Source organism: Streptomyces sp. NPDC004647 (genome assembly GCF_040609575.1).
Taxonomy (GTDB): Bacteria; Actinomycetota; Actinomycetes; order Streptomycetales; family Streptomycetaceae; genus Streptomyces.
Genome location: NZ_JBEXKU010000066.1, coordinates 16,834 through 37,878, shown reverse-complemented (window position 1 = coordinate 37,878; position 21,045 = coordinate 16,834). Strand labels below are relative to the sequence as shown.

The 21,045-nt window shown below is 71.8% G+C and carries 14 protein-coding genes; 2 read left to right on the top strand and 12 right to left on the bottom strand.

The genetic code is table 11. The features are described 5' to 3' along the window. Positions 1-139: 139 nt before the first annotated feature. The 5 genes from ABZW18_RS25610 to guaA all read right to left on the bottom strand — a co-directional run bounded on the left by ABZW18_RS25610 (position 140) and on the right by guaA (position 5,305). On the bottom strand, positions 140-667 hold the full coding sequence (locus ABZW18_RS25610) for a DoxX family protein (protein ID WP_356191471.1): 528 nt from the start codon (positions 665-667) through the stop codon (positions 140-142). An 88-nt stretch (positions 668-755) separates the two neighbouring features. Further along, positions 756-1,898: a hypothetical protein gene (locus tag ABZW18_RS25605; protein ID WP_356191469.1), complete on the bottom strand. Its 1,143-nt coding sequence runs from the start codon at positions 1,896-1,898 to the stop codon at positions 756-758. Between the two features lie 81 nt (positions 1,899-1,979). Next, positions 1,980-2,765: a class II aldolase/adducin family protein gene (locus tag ABZW18_RS25600; RefSeq protein WP_356191466.1), complete on the bottom strand. Its 786-nt coding sequence runs from the start codon at positions 2,763-2,765 to the stop codon at positions 1,980-1,982. A gap of 205 nt (positions 2,766-2,970) precedes the next feature. After that, on the bottom strand, positions 2,971-3,588 hold the full coding sequence (locus ABZW18_RS25595) for a Uma2 family endonuclease (protein WP_356191465.1): 618 nt from the start codon (positions 3,586-3,588) through the stop codon (positions 2,971-2,973). Positions 3,589-3,700: 112 nt separating this feature from the next. After that, the gene (gene guaA, locus ABZW18_RS25590) at positions 3,701-5,305 is read right to left on the bottom strand and encodes a glutamine-hydrolyzing GMP synthase (protein ID WP_356191463.1); all 1,605 of its coding nucleotides are present in this window, start codon (positions 5,303-5,305) and stop codon (positions 3,701-3,703) included. 316 nt (positions 5,306-5,621) lie between these two features. Between guaA and ABZW18_RS25585 the strand changes: the two genes are divergently transcribed. Both ABZW18_RS25585 and ABZW18_RS25580 read left to right on the top strand, forming a co-directional pair. Continuing rightward, entirely contained in the window at positions 5,622-5,921 is a 300-nt protein-coding gene (locus ABZW18_RS25585; RefSeq protein WP_356191460.1) for a chorismate mutase, read from the top strand. 757 nt (positions 5,922-6,678) lie between these two features. Then, on the top strand, positions 6,679-7,719 hold the full coding sequence (locus ABZW18_RS25580) for an LAETG motif-containing sortase-dependent surface protein (RefSeq protein WP_356191457.1): 1,041 nt from the start codon (positions 6,679-6,681) through the stop codon (positions 7,717-7,719). 83 nt (positions 7,720-7,802) lie between these two features. Here ABZW18_RS25580 and ABZW18_RS25575 read toward each other — a convergent pair whose 3' ends face one another. The 7 genes from ABZW18_RS25575 to ABZW18_RS25545 form a co-directional block, all read right to left on the bottom strand. After that, positions 7,803-9,653, bottom strand: a complete 1,851-nt coding sequence (locus ABZW18_RS25575) for a GMC family oxidoreductase (RefSeq protein ID WP_356191454.1) — start codon at positions 9,651-9,653, stop codon at positions 7,803-7,805. 39 nt (positions 9,654-9,692) lie between these two features. Next, positions 9,693-11,324 (bottom strand): succinic semialdehyde dehydrogenase, encoded by a 1,632-nt coding sequence (locus ABZW18_RS25570; protein WP_356191451.1) that lies wholly within the window; start codon positions 11,322-11,324, stop codon positions 9,693-9,695. Between the two features lie 159 nt (positions 11,325-11,483). Next, a complete protein-coding gene (locus ABZW18_RS25565) occupies positions 11,484-13,100 on the bottom strand; it encodes a serine/threonine-protein kinase (protein ID WP_356191449.1) in 1,617 nt (538 codons plus the stop codon). A gap of 129 nt (positions 13,101-13,229) precedes the next feature. After that, positions 13,230-14,618 (bottom strand): DUF2252 domain-containing protein, encoded by a 1,389-nt coding sequence (locus tag ABZW18_RS25560; RefSeq protein ID WP_356191447.1) that lies wholly within the window; start codon positions 14,616-14,618, stop codon positions 13,230-13,232. A gap of 56 nt (positions 14,619-14,674) precedes the next feature. Then, positions 14,675-15,025, bottom strand: a complete 351-nt coding sequence (locus ABZW18_RS25555) for a hypothetical protein (RefSeq protein WP_356191487.1) — start codon at positions 15,023-15,025, stop codon at positions 14,675-14,677. A 238-nt stretch (positions 15,026-15,263) separates the two neighbouring features. Then, positions 15,264-18,638, bottom strand: a complete 3,375-nt coding sequence (locus ABZW18_RS25550; protein WP_356191445.1) for a protein kinase — start codon at positions 18,636-18,638, stop codon at positions 15,264-15,266. Between the two features lie 150 nt (positions 18,639-18,788). Continuing rightward, on the bottom strand, positions 18,789-20,906 hold the full coding sequence (locus ABZW18_RS25545; RefSeq protein WP_356191442.1) for a serine/threonine-protein kinase: 2,118 nt from the start codon (positions 20,904-20,906) through the stop codon (positions 18,789-18,791). Positions 20,907-21,045: the final 139 nt, after the last annotated feature.

The window sequence follows — 21,045 nt, the reverse complement described above, 5'->3', positions numbered from 1 at the left end:
CCGGCTCCGGCTCCGGCTCCGGCTCCGGCTCCGGCTCCGGCTCCGGCTCCGGCTCCGGCTCCGGCTCCGGCTCCGGCTCCGGCTCCGGCTCCGGCTCCGGCGAAGCGTCGGCGCCGTACGCCGCCCAGTACAACCCGCCCTAGGCGAACAGCGTTTGCCCCTGCCTGCCGCGGCGGGACGCGATGACCGCGTCGAGGGACAGCCGCGGCGCGCCCCCGAGGATCAGCGGCAGCCACGCCATCAGATAGGCCAGGTCGTTGCCGTAGTAGTACGGGTTGGTCTGCCAGCTGACCGTGAGCCAGAGGCTCAGTGAGATCAGCGCGCCACCGAAGGCGGCGAAGCGGGCGACGAGGCCGACGAGCGTGCCGAGGCCCACCGCTATCTCGCCGACGGCGATCGCGTATCCGAAGCCGGTGGGGCTCTTGAGTGCCAGGTCGACCATGGCCGGGATCGCCGCCCCGTCCCGCACCGAGTTCATCAGCTCACCCAGCGAGCCGGCGCCGCTGTCGGCGAGGAAGGCCGGGTCGGTCAGCTTGTCCAGGCCCGCGTAGATGAACGTGACGCCGAGGAAGATCCGCAGCGGCAGCAGCGCGTAACGGGAGGCCGTTCCCCGCCACGACACCTCGTCTCCCAAGCCGGCCGAACGGTCCCGGTATCCGTGAGCCATGCTGTCCGCCTCCTCGATGCCCGCAGGCACGATTCTCCCCACACACACGCGCATCCGGCGAGGGGTACGGACAAGGTTCTGTTCGAGTTCAACCATCCACGACATCGATCGGACAGCGATTTGTCACGGCTCCGGCCGCGGTGACCACCTGGACGTCCACCCGCCCCGGCTCGACCTCCGCCGGGACCGGCACGGTGAGCACCGCGTCCGTCGGGTTGCCGAAGCCCCCGGCGACCGGCACCAGCGGCACATGGACATGCACCGTCCCGATCCGTACCACCATCCGTGCGAGGGCCTCCGGCGTGCCGGCGCCCGGCGGTACGAATCCCCTCCCCCGGATCTCGATGTCGTCCCCCGGCCTGATGGGCCCGTCCAGGTCCCCGGCCTCGCGGGCACGGACGACCGCCAGCACCACCGGACGCCCGCCTTCCGCCCACTTGGCGGCCATATACGTAGCGCCGGAGACGGCGACCAGCCCGACGAGCCCCCATGGCAGATCGGGCAGCCGCTGCGGCTCCCGCACCAGCCGCACCACCGCGAACAGCGCCACGACAGCGGTCACCAACAGGTACTGCACATCGGCGAAACTGCCCCGCCCGGCGTCGTCGGTGACCAGATCGGCGGCATGCGGCCGGGCCGCGCTCACCTTCTGCAGCCGCTGCGCCCGCACCCGTACGGCCACAACGGCCCGCGCGGCCACCGCCGGTACACAGGTCAGGGCGAGCACGGTCAGCAGCCCGGCGCCGCTCCCCAGCCGCAGCCCGTCGAACACCCGGGCGCGGTCACCGGTGACCGCGAGAGCTACCGCCGGTACGAGCACACCGGCCGCCGCGACCAGCACCCACCCCGCCGCGACCGCCCGCGAGGTGGACAGCCGGTTGTCCTCACCGATGAGAGGTCCGATGAGTCCGCCACGCCGACGGCGCAGCCACATCCGGCCCTCCGCGCGCGCCGACTCCCCGGCGGTACGGGCCGACTGCGTCAGCTCGTCCGACACCCACTGCCGGGAAGCTCCGGCCGAGTGCACGAGCGCGCCCGGCACACCCTGCCCCGCCGCGAGCTCCTCCCGCTGCGCGATGAACGCCGCGACCGCGCGCCGGTGCCCCTCGCGGGCGCCGTACGGGCAGTCGCCGCAGGCGCAGCCGCTGGCATGAGCGCCGTGGGCGCCCTGGGTGCCTCCAGTGCCATGGGTACCGTCCGGCACGCCGTCTCTCGCCGAGTCCACGGCCATGGGACAACCCCACCTCTCTCTCGTTGCAAGCGCGGCAGCGCCCGTGTGACGAGAGGGAATTGTGCCGTAGTCGCCGGGTGCTCAAGCCAACAGGTCCGGCTCGCTGCGGGTGATCTGCTGCCACAGCGGCTGGTAGTTGATCCACGCCACGAGATCGTTTCCGAGCTGCTCGCGGGTGAGAAGGGCGCTGTGGTGATCGATGAGGACCGGCTTCCCGGCTGCCTTCGCCGTCAGTTGGACCTGGCAGGACCGCTCCATGGTGATGAACCACCACGCCGCCGCGTCCACCGAGTCGCCGACCGTCAGCAGACCGTGATTGCGCAGGATGACGGCCTTGTGAGGGCCGAGCGCGGCGGCGATCCGCCGCCCCTCCTCCTCGTCCACGACGACGCCGGTGTAGTCGTCGAAAAGGGCGTGATCTTCATAAAAGGCACATACATCCTGAGTGATCGGCTCGAGAAGCTCGCCCAGTGAGGAGAGCGCCCGTCCGTGCACGGAGTGGCTGTGCGCGGCGGCGACCACGTCCGGACGGGCCCGGTGCACTTGCGAGTGAATGGCGAACGCGGCCTGGTTGACGTGGTAACGCCCGTCGACGACCTGCCCCTCGTGGTTGACGAGGAGCAGATCGCTGACGGTGATGTGCTTGAAGGACATCCCGAAGGGGTTGACCCAGAAGCAGTCGGTGAACTCCGGGTCCCTGGCGGTGATATGGCCCGCGACCCCCTCCTCGAACCCGAACCGTCCGAAGAGCCGGAGCGCGGCGGCCAGCCGCTCCTTGCGGTAACGCCGCTCGTCCTCGACGGACGTGTACGTCGGCGGCATGGCGAACTGCAGCTGGTCGGTGGGGATCGGTGTCGGCTCCGGCATCGCGGCTGAACCTCCTCGTCCATGCGTATGGCCACGCAAGCTACCGCCGGGTACGGGAAGAGAACAGAGCCCCGTCCAACCCTTCGCCGAACACCCACCCGTTTCCTCCGCCCGGACCAGCGGCCCGGGCCACGCCAACCTCTTCGCGAACCTGCCGTCCGCAGCGGTTCCTGGCAGCAGCTGAAGCCCGGCCCGCCGTTCGGCCCTACAACCGGTCGATCTCGGCGAGGTCGATGTCGATATCGAAGGGGACGGTCAGCTTGAGCCGGTCGTGGTGGATGCCGGCGAGTCCATACGCCTTGGTGGCATCGTCCAACTCGTAGACATAGACGACCGGACGGGCGTCCTCACCCTGCTCCACCCGCCAGAAGTGGCGGATGCCCGCCTGGGCGTAGATCTGCGGCTTGCGCTCGCGGTCACGCTTCTCGGAGTCGGGGGACACGACCTCGACGGCGAGCACGACATCCGCTACCTCGTAGGCCGTGAGATCGGGCCCCGACACCGCCTCCGCGCGCACCACCGAGATGTCCGGCTCGGGACCCTGCTTGCGGTCGACGATGAGCGCCATCTCCCGCCGCACGCGGAGCCTCTCGGGCACCGTGCTGCGCAGTCCGCGCTCCAGCAGGTACATCACCAGCGAATGAAACTCCCGCTGTGGGCTCACGAAGACCAGGCTCCCGTCGATCAACTCAGTGTGCGGCGGGAGGCCGGGCAGATTGAACAGGTCGTCCACGGTGTAGCCGTCCTGCGGCGGGACCGGCCAGTGCGGAGGGTCCGGCGGTGCGGACTTGGGCAGCGGTTCGGCGGTCATGGTTCCTCCCATGGACGGGATTCTCGGCCGTGGGGCCAGCGTACCCAGCGGAAACGACAATGCCGCCACTCAAACGAATGAGCGACGGCATTGGCGTTGACCTGAAGAAAGGGTTATTCGGGGTTCACTCCCACTCGATGGTGCCCGGCGGCTTGCTGGTCACGTCCAGCACCACCCGGTTGACCTCGTCGACCTCGTTGGTGATCCGCGTCGAGATCTTCGCCAGCACGTCGTACGGCAGCCGCGACCAGTCGGCCGTCATCGCGTCCTCGGAGGAGACCGGGCGCAGCACGATCGGGTGGCCGTAGGTGCGGCCGTCGCCCTGGACGCCGACGGACCGTACGTCCGCCAGCAGCACCACGGGGCACTGCCAGATCTCGCGGTCGAGACCGGCGGCCGTCAGTTCCTCGCGCGCGATGGCGTCGGCCTCGCGCAGCAGGTCCAGGCGCTCCTTGGTGACACCGCCGACGATCCGGATGCCCAGGCCGGGACCGGGGAAGGGCTGCCGCTGGACGATCTCCTCCGGCAGGCCGAGCTCCTGGCCGACCATCCGGACCTCGTCCTTGAAGAGCCGGCGCAGCGGCTCGACGAGCCCGAACTGAAGGTCCTCGGGAAGCCCGCCGACGTTGTGGTGCGACTTGATGTTGGCGGTGCCGGTGCCGCCGCCGGACTCGACCACGTCGGGGTAGAGGGTGCCCTGGACCAGGAACTCCACGGCCTCGCCGTGCGAGTCCGCCTCCGCGACGACCTCCGAAGCCGCCTGCTCGAAGACCCGGATGAACTCCCGGCCGATGATCTTGCGCTTCTCCTCGGGGTCGGAGACTCCGGCCAGCGCGTCGAGGAAGCGCTGCTCCGCGTCCACGACCTTCAGCTGTACGCCGGTCGCGGCCACGAAGTCCTTCTCGACCTGCTCGGACTCGCCCTTGCGCTGCAGTCCGTGGTCGACGTACACACAGGTCAGCTGGTTGCCGATGGCCTTCTGCACGAGGGCCGCGGCGACCGAGGAGTCCACGCCGCCGGACAGCCCGCAGATCGCGCGCTTCTTCCCGACGGTCTCGCGGATCGCGGCGACCGATTCCTCGATGACATTGCTGGCGGTCCAGGTCGGCTCGAGTCCGGCGCCGCGGTAGAGGAAGTGCTCCAGCAGCTGCTGGCCGTGCGTGGAGTGCAGTACCTCGGGGTGGTGCTGGACACCGTAGAGCTTCAGCTCGTCGTTCTCGATGGCGGCGACGGGGGCGCCGTCGGTCGTCGCGGTGACGGTGAAGCCCTCGGGGGCGGCGGAGCAGGCGTCGCCGTGCGACATCCACACCGGCTGCTGGTTCGGGGTGCCTTCGAAGAGCGTGGACCCGGTGCGGGCGACGGACAGCGGCGTACGGCCGTACTCACGCCCGCCGGTGTTGTCGACCGTGCCGCCGAGCGCCAGAGCCATGGCCTGGAAGCCGTAGCAGATACCGAAGACCGGGACACCCGCCTGGAAGATCTCCGGGCCCAGGTGCGGGGCACCCTCGGCGTAGACGGACGACGGGCCGCCGGAGAGGATGATCGCCTTCGGGTTCTTGGCGAGGATCTCGGACACCGGCATGGTGTGCGGCACGATCTCGCTGTAGACCCGGGCCTCGCGTACGCGGCGGGCGATCAGTTGAGCGTACTGCGCGCCGAAGTCGACGACGAGGACCGGCTCCGGGGAGCGGTCTGCGTCGGGGTGGGCGGCTGGGGTCGCTGATGGCACTTCGGCGGCCTTCCGGCGGTGGTACGGAGTGTGGTGCTTCGATTCTAACGGGGGTGCCGGGCCCTCTTCGCCCGCTTCCCGTCTCACCATCCGGGCCCGCGGTGGCCCCCTCCCTCGGGCCGGCCCATACTGGCGGCATGTCTCAGCACATGACCTTCGTCTTTACCTATGGCACCCGGCCCGTCCGGCTGCCATGGTCGTGCTGCTTGAGCCACTGACAAGCGACTTCCCAGGCGCCCCGGGCCGAAAAGGCCCGGGGCGTTCTGCGTTTTCCGGGTCCGGAGGCTCGGGGCGGCGCACCCGAGGAGATACGGACATGAGCACACCCACCACCACCGGCACCACGACCGGCACCGGAGCACACACCCCCGAGGCCGCCGCCGAGGTCAGCGACGCCCGCGGCCGGATCGACGATCTGGATGGGCGGATCATCGGTCTCGTACAGGAACGGATGGCCGTCTCGGCCGTCATCCAGCAGGCCCGGATCGGCTCCGGCGGGCGGCGGGTGAATCTGTCCCGCGAGATGGAGATCCTCAGCCACTACAGGGAGCAGCTGGGCAAGCCCGGCACCGCGCTCGCGATGACTCTGCTGGAGCTGTGCCGCGGCCGGGCGTGAGGCATGAGCGGTCGGGGCGCAGGTCGGGGACCGTCCGCGACGCGTGCTCCGGCCCCGTAACGACGCCTCCCACCGTCGGCACCCGCAGCTCCGGACATCACCCGTACGGTGCGTGACCGCGGCCAAGACGCTTCGTTGGTCCCGATGTCCGTGCCAGCCAGGGGCGGCCGCAAGAATCACACGTGGCTCCGCCCCCGTTCATCCGGGCGCCCAACAGCGACAGGGCGGACTCGCTGGAGTGTGTGGCGTGCCGACGGCTCGACTCGCGGCCTGGCTCAAGGCTCGTTTCAAGCGGTGTGCGTCGTGGGACCACGCTCCAGTGCGTGACCGGTCGGCAGGGGACAGCAAACCGGTCACGGCCGAGGACGGCCGGTTCCGGGGACGCCCGGGACCGGCCGCATCCGGCAGGCACACGAGGAAGGCACACCTTCCGGACAACAGCCGAGGGCCTCGCGGCCGACCGCTCGTCAGGGCGGCGGCACCGCGGGGCCCTTGTGCCGCGCTCCGCCCCGCGCCTTTGCCGTACCCACTGCCCCGCGCATCCCTACGGGCTCAGGGCTCACCGTTCACCTGCCCCTCGTGGCCCACCCACCCCTCCTGTGACGCGCGTCACTGAGAAGCCATGGCGTTGTTCGTACAACCTTGCACATCCCTTACCCGTCTCTTATGTGCAACGCCCGGCCATACCGCGCCCCACCGCGACGGCCTCCCATGTTTGTGCTGCACCCCGCAGCACTCCGGACCCTGAAGAGGTCTCATGAAGCTCCGCCGCGCCCTGGCGACCGCTGCCGCGACGGCCGTCATAGCCCCTGCCGCGCTGCTCGCGGCCCCGGCTGCGTACGCGACCGACGCCGACCCGGCGCCGACCGTCACCGCCACCTCCGACCCCGCGCCGGAGGACACCGCCCCTTCCGACCCGGCGCCGGAGGACACCGCCCCCTCCGACCCCGCGCCGGAGGACAGCACCCCCTCCGACCCCGCGCCGGAGGACACCGCCCCCTCCGACCCCGCGCCGGAGGACAGCACATCCACGTCCGCGTCCGCCTCGGCCTCCGCCGAGCCGTCGACCGACCCCTCCGAGGGCCCGGTCGAGTGCAGCGACAGCGACGAGGAGCCGCAGGTCGACGACAACCTCGTCACCGGCTTCTCCGGCCTGCCCTCGAAGATCGTCGCGGGCAGCGGGTTCCACAACTTCAAGCTGGACGTGTCCAACAAGTCGGACGCCGTCTACAAGCGCGTCGACCTCGGCGTCTTCGCCGCTCAGATCGACGAGGACAGCTGGGAGGTCACCAGCGGTCACCTGAAGCTGCAGTACCAGGACCCCGAGTCCGGCTCGTGGCAGGACATCTCCCTGAACGAGAACGACGAGGGCGCGGGCTACGTCGGCTACACCGACGTCCGGCCGCACGAGTCCTTCTCGCTCGGCCTGCGCCTGAGCGTGGACGCGTCCGCCCCGGCGGGCCTGGGCTTCGCGATCAGCATCGGCGTCTACGCCAATGACAAGGGCGAGTGCGTCTACTCCGGCGGCCAGAGCTACTACGAGTTCGACATCCTCAAGGCCGGCTCCAACCCGGGCGAGGTGCCCGGCGCCAAGCCGCAGGAGGGTGGCAAGAAGCCGCTCCCGGCCAAGCCCGCCGGTGACACCAAGATCGACCCGAAGGGCCACCTCGCCGAGACGGGTTCCTCCTCCGCCCTGCCGGTCATCGCCACCATCGGCGGTGTCGCCATGGTCGTGGGCGCCGGGGCCGTCTTCGTCGTGCGCCGCCGCAGGACCGATGGCTCAACTGCCGCCGCGTAAGCGGTAGTCGTAGCCGAATGACCGAGGGGCCGCACCGGAGGGGGGTGCGGCCCCTTGTTCGTTCCTTCTCTTCATCCGTGTGTTCAGGCCTCGGTGGGCCCAACCGCCTCGGCGGCCTCGGCGGGCCGAACCGGAGGAGCGGGCTCGGCCGGCTTCTTCGGCGGCACCGCCGGGACCGGCAGAACCGGAAGCCGCAGCGCCGCGAAAGACTCCTCCGGCACGACCGGCCCCCGCGGCTCGACCGCCGCCAGCCGTACGTACCCCTCGCCCTGCGCCGGGCGCGGGTCCTCCTCGCCCTTGTTCGGCCACAGCGATATCGCGCGCTCGGCCTGCGCGGTGATGGTCAGCGACGGGTTCACGCCCAGATTCGCGGAGACCGCCGCGCCGTCCACCACATGGATGCCCGGGTGACCGTACAGCCGGTGGTACGGGTCGATGACACCGTGCTCCGCGTCCTCGCCGATCGGGCAGCCGCCCAGGAAGTGCGCGGTCAGCGGGGTGCCCATCAGCTCGCCCACATTGCTGCCGGCGAAGCCGTTGATCTCCTCGGCGAGCAGCCGCGCCGCCTCCGCGCCCTCGGGGATGTGCAGCGGATTCGGCGCCCCGTGCCCCTGCTCCGCGGTGAGCAGGCCCTTGCCCAGGCCCTTCTGCTTCCGGTACGTGGTGAGCGAGTTGTCCAGCGACTGCATGACCAGACCGATGATGGTCCGCTCCGACCAGCGGCGGTTGGACAGCGAGCGCAGGGTGAGCAGCGGGTGCCGTACGCACTTGGCCGCGAACGCCAGCACGCGCGGAGCCCGGCCGCCATGCGGGACCTGGAGGACGGTCAGCGCGCCCATCGAGTTCGAGCCCTTGCCGTAACGCACGGGCTCTATATGGGTGTTCGCGTCGGGGTGGATCGAGGACGTGATCGCGACGCCCCGTGTGAAGTCGGCCTTCTCCCCGGCGTACTTCCTGCCGTAGCGGCGGTTGTCGGTCTGCGCGCCGACCAGGGCCTCGGAGTTGGTACGGGTCAGGAAGCCGAGCTTGTCCGATATGTAGGGCAGCATGCCCGTGTCCCGCATGGTGTGCAGCAGGGTCTGCGTGCCGTACGTGCCCGCGGCGACCACGACCCGGCGCGCGCGCAGCTTCGTCACCCTCGCACCGCGCTTCTTGCCGGTGGGCACGGTGGACACGAGATAACCGCCGTCGCCGTCCTCGCAGATGCCGGTCACGGTCGTCATCGGATGGACGACCGCACCGGCCTTCTCCGCGAGGTGGAGATAGTTCTCGTTGAGGGTGTTCTTCGCGCCGTGGCGGCAGCCGGTCATGCACTCACCGCACTCGGTGCAGGCCCTGCGGGCAGGCCCCGCTCCGCCGAAGTACGGGTCGGGCACCTCGGCCCCCGGCTCCGCCTTCGCGGTGCCGTCGGCGTCCTGGCCGTCCCCGAAGAAGACCCCCACCGGCGCCATGTGGAAGGAGTCGCCGACGCCCATCCGCTCGGCGGTCGTCCTCAGATGCACATCGGAGGGCGTCAGGGTGGGGTTGAGCCGTACGCCCAGCATGCGCCGCGCCTGGTCGTAGCACGGCCGCAACTCCTCCTCCCAGTCGGTGATGTGCCCCCACTGCCGGTCCTCGAAGAACGGCTTGGGCGGCACATAGAGGGTGTTGGCGTAGTTGAGGGACCCGCCGCCGACTCCGGCACCCGCCAGGATCATGACGTTGTTCAGCAGATGGATGCGCTGGATGCCGTAGAGGCCGAGCGCCGGGGCCCACAGGAAGTTGCGGACGTCCCAGGAGTTCTTGGGCAGCGTCTCCGGGGTGAAGCGGCGGCCGGCCTCGAGGACGCCGACGGAATAGCCCTTCTCGGTCAGCCGCAGAGCGGATACGGACCCGCCGAAGCCGGAGCCCACGACGACGACGTCGTAGTCAGGGGCAGAGTTCTCCTGTGACACGGGAACCTCCGTAGAAACATGCAGGTCGGCGCAGGCCTTTCAGCGAAGCCGGAAGGCCTTCATCACACGCAGGCTCCGGGTCATGAACGCCGCGTACCGGGCGTCGTCCATGCCGAAGGAGGGGGCCAGCGGGAGCAGCCGCTGGTGGGCGACCGTCTGCGCTTCGGTGTACTTGAGGATGCCCTCGGAGCCGTGGCGGCGGCCGAGTCCGGAGTCGCCCATGCCGCCCATCGGGGACTGCACACTGCCGTACCCGGCGGCGTAGGACTCGTTGACGTTGACCGTGCCGGCGCGCAGCCGCGCGGCGACCGCCCGGCCGCGACGGCCGTCCTTGGTCCAGACGCTCGCATTCAGCCCGTACGGCGTCGCGTTGGCCAGCGCGACCGCGTCGTCCTCGTCGCTGAAGCGGTAGATCGACACGACCGGGCCGAAAGTCTCCTCGGCGCACACCGCCATCGGGGACTCCACGCCGTCGAGGATCGTCGGCTCGTAGAACAGCGGGCCGGCGTCGGGCCGGTGCCTGCCGCCCGCGACCAGCAGGGCGCCCTTGGAGACGGCCTCCTCGACATGCCGGGTGACGGTCTCCAACTGGCGCTCGGAGACGAGCGAGCCCATGTCGGCGCCGTACGCGAGGGCGGCGCCGAGCCGCATGGCCTTGGTACGGGCGGCGAACCGCTCGACGAAGGCGTCGGCCACCGACTCGTGGACGTACAGCCGCTCGATGGATATGCACAGCTGCCCGGCCGAGGAGAAGCAGCCGCGGACCGCGCCGGAGGCCGCCTTGTCGAGGTCGGCGTCGTGCAGCACGAGCATGGCGTTCTTGCCGCCGAGTTCGAGCGAGCAGCCGACGAGCCGGGCCGCCGCGCTCTGGGCGACCTGGCGGCCGGTACGGGTGGAGCCGGTGAAGGAGACGTAGTCGGCGTGCTCGACGACGGCCGGGCCGATCACCGGGCCCTCGCCGAGTACGACCTGCCAGACACCCGCCGGAAGCCCGGCCTCGATCAGCAGGTCCCGCGCCCACAGGGCGGTCAGCGCGGTCTCGGTGTCAGGCTTCATGACGACGGCGTTGCCCGCGACGAACGCGGGGAGCGCGTCACCGACGGACAGCTCGAGGGGGTAGTTCCAGGGCGCGATCTGGCCGACGACGCCGCGCGGCTGGCGCAGTTCGGTGACCTTGGTCAGCGTCGGGACGACACCGGTGTGGCCCTTGGGCCGCAGATACGCCGGCCCCTTGCGCCCGTAGTGTCGGGCGGCGACGGCGACCGCCTGCACCTCCTCGTGCGCGTGGAGGCGGGCCTTGCCGGTCTCCAGCTGGATGAGGTCGAGCACCTCGGCCTGGCGCTCCAGCACCAGGTCGTGGAAGCGGAGCAGGACGGCGGCGCGCTGCCGTACGGGCGTGGCGGCCCACGCCCGCTGCGCCTCGCGGGCACGGGCGAAGGCGGTGACCACGTCCTCCGGGGTGGACTCGGGCAGGTCGGCCAGCTTCTCCCCGGTGAAGGGGGTGTGGTTGGCGGTGGAGCCGGTGCCGACGACGTCCCGGGTGAGCTGGACGACCAGCTCGGGGGTGACGACGTCGGCTGCGGTTCGGGCGCCCTCCGGTGCGGTGAAGATGGGGTTGCCTGAAGTGGAGGTGGGTGCGGTGTCCTGCGTGCTGCCCGTCGAGTCCGTCATGCCGGTGAGGGTATGCCTGGGCGGGCGCTTTGGGTACCCGGCAGTAACCGCTTTTCACATCAGGTCCACAACCGCGCCAGTGATTGCTGGCACGGGTGCCCTGGTCAGGGACGTTTCACGGTTTCCCGGGCGGATTACCGCCCGGGAAGATCACACCGCTCAGGAGGACGGCCGGGTCCTGACGAAGGTCCGCAGGGCCGTGTCGAAGTGCCGGCGGGCGGCAGCGCGTTCCCCGACCGGCGCCGAGACCCAGACGTCGTACATCTTTCCGCCCTCGTCCCAGCTGATGTCGAAGGTGTGCCGGGGGCCTCCGTCCTCGGTGGCGCCGTTCCAGGTGAACTCCCACAGCGCGGCGCCCTTGCCGTTGTGGGTGGTCGCGGTGACCCTGCCGTCGCGGTAGCCCTCGTAGTCGTCCGGTCCCTCCGCGTCGGCCTTGCGCATCGCGGCCAACGGGCCGCCGCGCTCGGTGTCCTGGATGTGGATGCCGAGCCGGAAGACCTTGCCGGGCGAGTAGTAGTAGACCCTCGGCGGCTCGAAGGAGCGGGTGAAGCCCGCGGGGACGGCGAGCCGGAAGCCCGCGGGGTCGGACACGGTGCGGTAGCCCTTCGGGGAGCGCGGACCACGGGTCCCCGTCTCGCCGGAGGTGGCCGTCGGCGACGGGGGGCGGGTGGACCCGGACTCGGAGGGCCCCGCGGTCTGACCGCCCTTGCCGCTCGGCCCGTTGGCGATGCTCCCGCCCTCGCCCTCCACCAGGATGGCCACGGCGGCCACCCCCGCCCCGCCGGCCGCCGCGACGAGCAGCGCGACCGCCAGCAGCGTACGGCCGCGGGCCGTACGCGACCCGGGGCGCCCGCCGGTGCCCGCGGACGTGAGTCCGGCGGGCGGGGTGCCCTGTACGACCCGCTGGGTGGGCGTATAGCCGGAGGCCGCCCCGGCCATGCGCCCCGTCCGCAGGTACTCCGCGAGCAGCGCCTCGGCCGCGGCCGCGTCCAGCCGTAGGTCGGGGTCCCGCTCCAGCAGCCCCCGGACGACCGGCAGCAGCGGGCCCGCGGCCTCCGGCGGGTGGATCTCGTCGGACACGACGGCGTGCAGCACGCCGCCCAAGGAGTCCCGGTGGAAAGGGGACTTGCCGCTGAGCACCGCGCACAGCAGCACCCCCAGCGACCAGAGATCGGACTCCGGACCGGTCCGTCTGCCGGACATCCGCTCCGGCGCGGTGTACTCGGGCGAGCCGACGAAAGACCCCGTCTCGGTGATCGTCGTCCCACCGCTGACCTTGGCGATCCCGAAGTCGGTGAGCACGACGCGGCCGGTGCCCGCCTCCATGAGGACATTCGCGGGCTTGATGTCCCGGTGCAGCACACCGTGCGTGTGCGCGACCCGCAGGGCTCCGAGGAGGGCGAGGCCGATACGGGCCGCCTCGCGCGGCGGGACCGGGCCGTCGGCGGCGAGCTGATCGCTGAGGGAGCGGCCGTCGACCAACTCCATGACGATCCAGGGCCGTTCGTCCTGCTCGACCACATCGTGCACGACCACGACGTTGGGATGCTGGAACTGAGCGACCGTACGCGCCTCGCGCAGCGTCCGCTCCCGCTGCACCCGGGCCTCCGACTCCGGCAGCCCGAAGTCCACATGCAGTTCCTTGACCGCGACTTGACGGCCCAGCAGCTGGTCGGTGGCCCGCCACACGATGCCCATCCCGCCGCGCCCGAGCCGCGCACCCAGCCGATACCGTCCGGCGACCAGCCGCCCGCCGTCGCCCCCGATGGTCCCCATGGGCCCATCCTGCCGCACCGGTATCCCTGTCGGCACAGGGCCATACGGGTCAAGCGGATCTACGACCGCCGGCTGCCGGGCCCCAGGAGTACGACCGGCGTGCCGACGGGGGCTCGGACGCGCGCACGCCTACGCGGACTGGGCGGTGACCCGGCCCTCGCGGACCGCTTCGGAAAGCGCGGCGTGATCACGCTCGTTCCGGTCGGCGTAGCTCTCCGCGAACGTCACCAGAGCACGGTCGAAGGCATCGCCGCCGCCCAGGTAGCCGGCGATGGCGATCCGGTCGCCGGACCGGGCGTGGGCGCGGGCCAGCGTGGCACCGCAGAGCCCGCCGAATCTGCGCATCGTGTCGGGGATCATCGCCTCCGGCTCGGCGATGCCCTTCCAGTCACGGAGCTGCCGGACGTAGAAGTCGCGCTGTCGGCCGTCGATGCCCCGGGTCCGCTGCCAGCCGAGGAAAATGTCGCTGGCGGCCTGCATCACGCGCTGCCCGGCCACGACGCGCTCGCCCTGGTTCGCGTACACGCTGCCGCCGACGTGCGGGGCGAGCACCGAGTCGTCGGCCTCCTTGGCCTGGAGCAGGAGCGGGTCCTCGTCGTCCCTGCCCAGCAGGAGGATGACCCAGCAGCGGGTGCCCACACTGCCGACCCCGACCACCTTCCGGGCCATGTCCACCAGCCGGTACTGCGTCAGCAGAGCGCGGCGGTCCGGCTGGAGGCTGCGGCCGTACCCCGCGACGAGGTCGGTGATCGCCCGCACCAGCAGGTCGTGCTCCACTTCCGGGAGGAGATCGCCTAGCGGTGTGACGAGCGGGGGGTCGGGGGTGATCCGGCGTTCGCCGTCGACAACCTCGGTGAGCTTTTCGAAGGCCTGGAGGTTGTCGCGCGAGCGCGCCTTCTCCAGGGCTCTGGTCAGACGTCGGCGGCGGGTCTTGTCCAGTTGCTCGGCCGCGACAGCCTGGATCTCGTCCGCGTCCACCCGCGCGTACCAGACGTCGAGATTGCCCATGGCGGCGAGCGTCCGCATCCGCTCGCGGTACGAGCGGACCGTGGCCCGGACGATCGTCGCGCGCTCCTGGTCGGTGAAGCCGTTCGCCCGGCCCGCGATCACCAGACTCGCCGCCAGCCGTTTGACGTCCCACTCCCACGGTCCGGGCAGCGTCTCGTCGAAGTCGTTGATGTCGAACATCAGATGCCGCTCGGGAGAGCCGAGCAGCCGGAAGTTCAGCAGATGCGCGTCTCCGCACAGCTGGACGGTGATGCCCGAGTCCGGGGTGCCGGCCAGATCGGCTGCCATGATCGCCGCAGCGCCCCGGTAGAAGCGGAACGGGGACTCCAGCATCCGGCCGTACCGGATCGGTACGAGCTCCGGTACGCGCGTGGCCGACTGTGCCTCGATGATGTCCACCGGATCCGACCGCCCCGGGGACGGACGGAACTCGGCATGGGCCGAACGCGGCACCTCCGCGCGTGCGGTCCTGCCGCGTTCGGCCCGTTCCCGAGGGGACGCGTGCTCCATGTTCCGGCCCCCTGTTCTGCCGCGACCGGATGCAGGCCCACCGGATCAGGCGGACCTCATCGGGCCGGGGTGTCGGAGGAATGCCGTGGCCCCGCGCACACCGCCCAGATGACGAAAATGTCAATGGCGAGAAGGGCCAGCGCCCAGAACGGCGCGTAGGGAATCCACAGGAAGTTCGAGACGGCGCCGAGGCCCGCGAGTACGACGGCGACGCCGCGCGCCCACAGCGCTCCGGTGAAGAGCGAGAAACCGGCGACGACGATGACGGCGCCAAGGATCATGTGGATCCAGCCCCAGCCGGTGAGGCTGTACTCGAACGCATAGTTCCGGGTGGCGACGAAGACATCGTCCTCCGCGATGGCGGCGATGCCCGCGAAGAGGGCCATCAGACCACCGAAGATCATCATGACTCCGGCGAAGACGATCCATCCGCTCACATGCCCGGTGGCTGTGGAACTTCGGGCAGTCCTGCCTGCCCTGGCCCCACCACTGACGTGACTGGTCATGGGTGGCTCCTCTGTCAGGAATACCTCCCCGTCGGCCGGGTTCACCCGATCGGCGGTCTCTCCTCCACCGTTCCACAGCCCTGTGCGCCCGGCATCTCGGTAGGCCCGTGACCTGCCGCTGCGGCGGGTGGACGACGGCTCAGCCCGCCGTCCGGTACGTATCGGCCGCCTGCTCGTAGAACTCCGTCACCGCGTCCCTCTTGTCCGCCGGGCCGATGACGAGGACGAGGTGATAGCGGCCGTCGACGATCATCGCGAGGTTGCGGGCGTAGACCTCGCGGCCGCTGCTGTCCTTCCAGTTGAAGGTGCCCTCGGCCATCGCGGTGAGCCCGACGTCGATACGGCGCAGGCCGGAGGCGGAGGACCACTGGGAGTCGCGGAAGGGCTCCAGCTCCTCCTCCTTCTCCTGCTGGTACACCATCGGATCGCTGCCGAAGCTGTCCACGGTGTCGCGGCCGGGGACAACGATCAGTTCGTAGTCACCGCCGAGGTAGCGGATCTGGCCGCGGGCGTTCTCCCCTCGCCGCTCCCAGTCCTCGTGGACGGCCAGTTGGAAGCCCTTGGGGTCCTTGCGGACGGCGAAGCCCTTGGGGAGTTCGGCGGGCTCGGTGGACTGCGGTTCCTGGGCCGGGGGCTCCCGGGGGTCGGTGTCCGCGGAGCCGCCTGCCTCCTCGCCGCTTTCCGACGCGGGGGCGGAACTCGCCGAACCGGCCGCGCCCGTACGGTCCCTGCCCTCGTCGTCCGCCGCGCGCGGCATGAACAGCACGGCGTACGCCACGGCCGCGATCAGCAGCAGCAGGACCAGGCCCAGGAGCAGCCGGCCGAGGCTGCGCGGGCCGCGCCGCTGCTTCTCGCGGCCCTTCTTGTGGCGCCCGTGCGGGACGGCCGGGACGGCGGCGCGGCGTCTGCGGACCAGCTCGCCGCGTCGGCGTATCACCGGCAGGCGGCTGGGGTCGGCGGGACGCCCGCTGTCGATGGAGGGGACGGTCACGGTACGGCTGCCGAGGTCCGGCTCGGGGGCGGACCGGATGAGTGAGCGCAGCCAGCCGCGCAGTTCCTCGAAGTCGGGGCGCTCGGTGGGGTCCTGGCGCAGCAGCGACTCCACCACGGGGCGCAGCGGGCCGCACTCCTCGGCGTAGGCGGGCGGCTCGGCGCAGACGATCTGTACGAGCTCGGCGGCGCTGTCCTCGGGGAAGGGCGCGTGACCCTGGACGGCGCGGAAGAGGAGGGCGCCGAGGGCCCAGAGGTCGGTGGCCGGGCCGATCGGCGGCGCGAGCTGCCAGTTCTCGTGGACGGGCCCGGCCTGCTCGGGGGCCCACCGCTCCGTGACGGGTCCGACGACGACGATCCGCGCCTGCCGGGCGCGCTCGGCGGCCAGCGTCGTCACGGGGCCGCGGTACGCGCCTGCGCCTCCGCCTACGTCTGCGCTTACGTCTGCGCCTGCGGGGCGCGCGGTGGCAACGGGGTCGTCCCAGCGCTCGCCGGAGGTACGGTCATCCGCTCTCCCGCCGGCGGCGCCACCGGCGCCGACGGCACCTTCGGCGCGCGGCTCGGGCAGCCGTCCGGTGAGATCCCCGGTGTCGCGGCTCTCCCGGCCGCCGGGGAGCCCGGCCGTGGGCCGCGCCCCGTGAACCTGTCCGGAATTCTCGCGCCCGGACGACTCCCCGCCCCAGTCCGGCTGCTGATCGCCCCAGCCCCGCCGCTCGCCACCCAGGCTCCGGAACGGCCCCGCTCCCGCCTCGTCGACGGCATGCGGGCCACGCGGCTCGGGAAGTCGCGCGGACCCGGTGCCTCCGGCGGGAAGCCCTTCCGGCGAGCGGTCGGAGGCGGCGTCATCCTTCCGGAGTGAGTACGGGCCGGCACCGGGAGCACCGCTGCTGCTGTTCGCTGCCGCAGCGCTTGAGCCGGACTGCGCGGCGTGGCCGGGGTCGGGGCTGTAGCCGGGGTCGAAGTCGGGATCGGGGCCGGGATCGAAGTCGTAGCCGGGGTCGAAGTCGTAGCCGTAGTCGGGGCCGGAGTCGTAGTCGGGGCCGGGCCCACTCTCCTCGACCGCCGGAAGCGCGCCCTGGAAGCCATCGAGGGCGCCCCGGGGCCCGGGCGGGGTCCGGCTCTCAGGGAAGTCGGAGTCCCAGGATGCCCCGTCCGCAAGGGAGGAGTCGAAGCCGTCAGCGGCACCGTTCCCCGGACGCGGAGCAGGCAGGCTCGGGACGCCGCCCACTTCGGGGACCCCGTTCACGCGTGCGGCGGCGCGTGCGCCCGCGCGGTAAGCCGCGATCGCTCCCGCACGCGTGGCATGGGTGCCGCCGTCGCCGGCGACGCCGTAACCGGGGGCCTGGCCCGTACGGAGTCGGCCGGGATCCCCGGGGAAGCCGTACCCGGCCGGGGCGCCGGCGCTCGGCACTCCGTCGCCCCCGGCCTCGATCGCGGCGGGAGCATCATCGGAGCCGTCATCGGAGCGCCCCGGCTCCCCGGCACGGCCGTCCGAGCCGGTCACCGGTCCGTACATCTCACCGGGGTCAGCACCCGACCACTCCGGGCCCGCCCCCGAGGAACGATCGGATCCGTAGCCCCAGCTCCGGGAGCCATCCGCCCCGGAACCGTACGGGCCGGAATCACCCCGCGCCGGGCCGCCTGCCGCGCTCCGGGCAACACTCGCGCCGGGACCGCCGGGACCGAGCGGCCCTCCGGAACCGCCTTCCGGGCCACGGACCGCGCCGCCGGCACCCGCCCCGTAGCTGCGCCCCGGGCCCGCCCCGCAGCTGCTCTCCGGGCCCGCCCCGTAGCTGTTCCCGGGCCCCGCCCCGTACGTACTCCTCGGGCCGGACCCGCCGGGCCCCGCCGGGCCCCGCCCCTCCGGACCGCCGCCGGGGCCCTCCGGGTCCGGGCCCTCCTCCCCGGGGGGCCGGGGCACCGGGTCGTAGCCGCACAGGGCCTCCTCCGCCGCCCCGGCCGCCAGGCCCGTGAGCATGGCGCGGCCGTCGTCGCAGACGACGACCGTGCGGGCGGTGATGTTGCGGTGGGTCCAGCCATGGGCGTGCAGGGCGTGCAGGGCGGTCAGGACGTCGGCGGCGACCTCCGCCGCGCGGTGCGGGGACATCGGCCTCTCCGCAAGGAGCGCCGCCAGTGGCCTGGCCGTCACCAGCTCACTCACGATCCACAGGCCGCCGCCCTCGACGAACACATCGAAGACCTGGTCGAGCCGCGGATGGTCGGGGACCGCCGCAGCCGCAGCCGCGGCCTCGATCGCCCGCCGTACGGCCGGGTCGCCGGGCTTCCGCGTCGCGGCGCCGGAGGCAGCGGAGCCGTACCGCCCGTCCGCCCCGGCCACCTCCGCCTCGACGACCTCCGGCAGCGGAATCTGGCGGACCAGGACCTCCTGGCCGCTGTATGTGTCGAAGGCGCGGGTCTCCACCAGGTCGTAGGCGTCGGAGGGCGGCCGGGGCAGGCGGTAGCGATCAGCGAGTACCCGACCCGCGTAGTCGTCCACGACCGCCTCCCGGAGCGCGCGATCCACCCTCACACCATTCAGACCCACAGCAGCACCGAACCGTCAATTCCGGTCGGAATGCGGCTGGTTGCGGCTGCGCACGGTCCGCGAGGACTCACGATACGTGCCCAAGGCCTACCCCGCCGAGCGGACTGCGCAACCGGCGTGCGGGACCGGTCAGTCCTTGGGCCGGAAGGTCTTGAAGGCGGTGTCCCGGAGGGACTTGCACTCCTCGCCGTCCCACGCGCCCCGCTTGCACGTGATCATGATCGAGTAACCGTGGTCGGCGTCCACCTTGAAGCCACGGTTGAGCACCCGTACGGGCTGCCCGTTCTGGACGCGCTCGAAGGACCAGTCGGCGACGGTCGGATAGCCGCGGTAGCCGACCTCCCTGATCCCCAGCGAGCGGTAACCCGTGGAGTTGCCCCGCACCGCCGGCTCGAGACTGCGCCAAGCGGCGGCGGCGTCCGAGGCCGGATCCGGGCTGAAGTCGATCTGGATGCGCGGGAAGCCGCCGGACTCGCTGTAGATGCCGCCCGAGTTCTGGCCCGCGACGCCGGTGCGCTTCCAGCCCTTGGGGAGCCCCATGCTGAAGTGGAAGCGGGCGTCGGGCACCGTCTCGAAGCCCTCGGGCAGACCCTTCGCCCGCTTCCCGCCCTCGTCCTGCTTCTTCTCGGCGTCCGGCTTCCTGCCGTCGTCCCCGGCATCCGTCCGCGGCTTTTCGGACGGCTCGCCCTTGTCCTCGGCCTTGCCCTTGCCCGCGTCCTTGCCCTTGTCCGCACCCGACCCGGCCTGCGCTCCGCTCGAAGACGCCTGCCTGTCCCCGGACTTGCCGACAGCGTCACCGTCACTCTTGGCGAGCGTCCACGCCAGCAGCCCACCGAGCACCGCGAGGACCACGATCACGGCCACGATCACCAGCGTCCGCCGCGGCACCACATCCGTGATCGACGCCGGAGGCGTCTGCCGCGTCCGCTCACCGGTCGCGGGAGCCGGCGCTGACGACGACGCCGAGGAGGCCGACGTCGACGCGGCAGCCGCCCTGCCCTTCGCCGCCGCGGCAGCGGCGGCGTTGCGTACGGAGCGCAGGGCGCCCCGCATCCGTTCCTCGGCCTCCGCCCGGGCCGCGGTCTTCGGCTTGGGGCTGCGCGCCGGCTCGGGCGCCGACCCGGACTCCGGGATCCGCTGCTCCGGATTCGACACTCGCTCCGACGCCCGCTCCGGCTCCGACTCCGGCTTCTGCTCCGGCTCTAGCTCCGGCTTCGCCGCAGGCGTCGGCGTCGGCGTCGGCGTCGGCGTCGGCTTCGGCTTCGCCGCAGGCTTCGGCTTCGCCACGGACTTCGGCTTCGGGCTCGCCTTGGGCTTCCGCTTCGGTTCTGCCGTCTTCGTCTCCGCCGGGACCGGCGGCAGCGCCATCGTCCGGGTCGGGTCCGGCGCCTGCGGTGTCTGCACCTCCGGCGCGTTGAGCGCATACGTCAGCAGCGCCCGCGCGCCCTTGTCGTCCAGCCGCTGGTCCGGGTCCTTGGCCAGCAGGCCGTAGATGACCTCCTCCAGCGGACCCGCGTTCTTCGGCGGGTCCAACGGCTCGGTCATCACCGCGGTCAGCGTGGCGAGCGCCGAGCCCTTGTCGTACGGCGGCACTCCCTCCACGCACGCGTACAGCAGGCCGCCGAGCGACCACAGGTCCGCCGGCGGGCCGGGCTTGTGGCCGCGCGCCCGTTCCGGCGAGATGTACGAGGGCGCGCCGACGAGCATGCCGGTGGAGGTGACCGACGGGTCGCCCTCGACCTGCGCGATACCGAAGTCGGTGAGTACGACGCGTCCGTCGTCCGAGATGAGCACGTTGGACGGCTTCACATCGCGGTGCAGGATGCCCTCGCGGTGGGCGGCGCGCAGCACGTCGAGAACTGCGAGTCCGACCTCGGCGGCCCGGTGCGGGGTGAGCCCCCCGGTCTCCCGTACGACGTCCGCGAGGGACGAGCCCTCGATGAGCTCCATGACGATCCAGGGCCGGTCGTCCTCGTCCACCACGTCGTAGACGGTGACGGCGCCGTTGCTGCGGACCCGCGCGATCGCCTTGGCCTCGCGCAGCGTGCGCGTGATCAGGCGCTGCTTCTCGTCCTCGTCGACGTTCGACGAGAAGCGCAGCTCCTTGATCGCGACGGTCCGTCCGAGAGTCTCGTCCTCGGCCCGCCACACCGTGCCCATGCCGCCGCGGCCGAGGACACCTCCCAGCCGGTAGCGCCCGGCGAGGAGGCGTCCGTTGGTGCTCTGCTTCTGCTCCGCCTCCGACATGAATCCCCTCAGCGCTGCAATCAATCCACGATGGCGCCGAGTTGGCTGTGGCTCATGGCGACTTTTATGGCGCTCTTTGATCCAACTCGGGCGGCCCGCCCCGGCAGAGCCCCCATTCTCTCTCATCCGCGGGGGTTGT

Coding starts and splice junctions, on each gene's coding strand:
- ABZW18_RS25570 (WP_356191451.1), bottom strand. CDS start 11,324: ATGACGGACTCGACGGGCAGCACGCAGGACACCGCACCCACCTCCACT.
- ABZW18_RS25580 (WP_356191457.1), top strand. CDS start 6,679: ATGAAGCTCCGCCGCGCCCTGGCGACCGCTGCCGCGACGGCCGTCATA.
- ABZW18_RS25605 (WP_356191469.1), bottom strand. CDS start 1,898: ATGGCCGTGGACTCGGCGAGAGACGGCGTGCCGGACGGTACCCATGGC.
- ABZW18_RS25555 (WP_356191487.1), bottom strand. CDS start 15,025: ATGATGATCTTCGGTGGTCTGATGGCCCTCTTCGCGGGCATCGCCGCC.
- ABZW18_RS25600 (WP_356191466.1), bottom strand. CDS start 2,765: ATGCCGGAGCCGACACCGATCCCCACCGACCAGCTGCAGTTCGCCATG.
- ABZW18_RS25610 (WP_356191471.1), bottom strand. CDS start 667: ATGGCTCACGGATACCGGGACCGTTCGGCCGGCTTGGGAGACGAGGTG.
- ABZW18_RS25545 (WP_356191442.1), bottom strand. CDS start 20,906: ATGTCGGAGGCGGAGCAGAAGCAGAGCACCAACGGACGCCTCCTCGCC.
- ABZW18_RS25595 (WP_356191465.1), bottom strand. CDS start 3,588: ATGGGAGGAACCATGACCGCCGAACCGCTGCCCAAGTCCGCACCGCCG.
- ABZW18_RS25585 (WP_356191460.1), top strand. CDS start 5,622: ATGAGCACACCCACCACCACCGGCACCACGACCGGCACCGGAGCACAC.
- ABZW18_RS25560 (WP_356191447.1), bottom strand. CDS start 14,618: ATGGAGCACGCGTCCCCTCGGGAACGGGCCGAACGCGGCAGGACCGCA.
- ABZW18_RS25565 (WP_356191449.1), bottom strand. CDS start 13,100: ATGGGGACCATCGGGGGCGACGGCGGGCGGCTGGTCGCCGGACGGTAT.